Annotated in this window: 1 protein-coding gene; it reads right to left on the bottom strand. The window is 59.1% G+C overall.

The features are described 5' to 3' along the window. Nucleotides 1-1,993, bottom strand: a 1,993-nt coding sequence (locus ACT9T4_RS26610; RefSeq protein WP_499119870.1) for an Ig-like domain-containing protein, incomplete at both ends; no start/stop codon positions are given.

Genomic DNA, 1,993 nt, shown 5'->3' with positions numbered 1-1,993 from the left:
ACGGTCACCTCGGCAGTCGGGGCATCCGGCGCAGTGGCGTCGACGTAAGGAACGGTGGTCTCCGCACTAATGTTGCCTGCGGCATCGGTAGCCACAACAACTACATCCCCCGACGGCTGGTTGGCCGGAGTAGTGATGGTGTAGGAACCATCGGCTCCAGCAGTAACGGTTGCGATAGTGCCGTCAGGATTGGTCACTGCAACGGTGCTGCCTGGCTCGGAAGTACCAGCGACGGTCAGGCTACCGTCAGCATTGACGGTCACTTCAGCAGTCGGTGCATCGGGTGCAGTGGCATCGACGTAAGGAACGGTGGTTTCGGCGCTGACATTGCCCGCCGCATCCGTAGCTACGACAACCACATCGCCCGACGGCTGGTTGGCTGGCGTGGTGATGGTGTAGGAACCATCGGCACCAGCGACCACGGTTTCGGTAGTGCCGTCAGGATTGGTCACGCTAACGGTGCTGCCTGGCTCGGAAGTACCAACGACGGTCAAGCTACCGTCAGCATTGACGGTCACTTCAGCAGTCGGGGCATCCGGCGCAGTGGCGTCGACGTAAGGAATGGTGGTTTCAGCGCTGATGTTGCCAGCCGCATCCGAAGCTACGACAACCACATCGCCCGAAGGCTGATTGGCCGGAGTGGTGATGCTGTAGGAACCATCGGCACCAGCAGTAACAGTCTCGGTAGTGCCGTCAGGATTGGTTACTGCAACCGTACTACCTGGTTCAGAGGTACCAACAATGGTGAGGCTACCGTCAGCATTGACGGTCACCTCGGCAGTCGGGGCATCCGGCGCAGTGGCGTCGACGTAAGGAACGGTAGTCTCCGCACTAATGTTGCCAGCGGCATCGGTAGCTACGACAACCACATCACCCGAAGGCTGGTTGGCCGGCGTGGTGATGGTGTAGGAACCATCTTCACCAGCGACCACGGTTTCGGTAGTGCCGTCAGGATTGGTTACTGCAACCGTACTACCTGGTTCAGAGGTACCAACAATAGTGAGGCTGCCGTCAGCATTGACGGTCACCTCTGCCGTCGGTGCATCCGGTGCCGTGGCGTCGACGTAAGGAATGGTGGTTTCAGCACTGATGTTGCCAGCGGCATCGCTTGCGATAGCGACTACGTCACCAGTTGGCTGATTGATCGGCGAAGTGATGGTGTAAGCACCATCCTCACCAGCAACCACGGTTTCGACAGTGCCATCGGGGTAAGTCACGCTAACGGTGCTACCCGCCTCTGCTACACCGGAAACGGTCAGGCTGCCGTCAGCATTGACGGTCACTTCAGCAGTCGGTGCATCCGGTGCAGTGGCATCGACGTAAGGAATGGTGGTTTCGGCGCTGACATTGCCTGCGGCATCTGTAGCCACGACCACCACATCGCCGGAAGGCTGGTTGGCCGGCGTGGTGATGGTGTAGGAACCATCGGCTCCAGCGACCACGGTTTCGGTAGTGCCGTCAGGATTGGTCACGCTGACAGTGCTGCCTGGCTCGGAAGTACCAACGACGGTCAGGCTGCCGTTAGCATTGACCGTCACTTCGGCAGTCGGCGCATCCGGTGCAGTGGCATCTACATAAGGAATTGTGGTTTCGGCGCTGACATTGCCAGCGGCATCGGTAGCTACGATAACCACATCGCCTGAAGGCTGATTGGCCGGAGTGGTGATGGTGTAGGAACCATCTTCACCAGCGACCACGGTTTCGGTAGTGCCGTCAGGATTGGTTACTGCAACCGTACTACCTGGTTCAGAGGTACCAACAATGGTGAGGCTACCGTCAGCATTGACCGTCACCTCTGCCGTCGGGGCATCAGGTGCCGTGGCATCGACGTAAGGAATGGTGGTTTCGGCGCTGACATTGCCAGCCGCATCCGTAGCCACAACCACCACATCTCCGGAAGGCTGATTGGCTGGCGAGGTGATGGTGTAGGAACCATCGGCTCCAGCAGTAACGGTTGCGATAGTGCCGTCAGGATTGGTCACTGCAACGGTGC

The sequence above is a fragment of the Pseudomonas sp. SZ40 genome, assembly GCF_052958135.1.
This window is presented reverse-complemented; position numbering and strand designations above follow the sequence as displayed.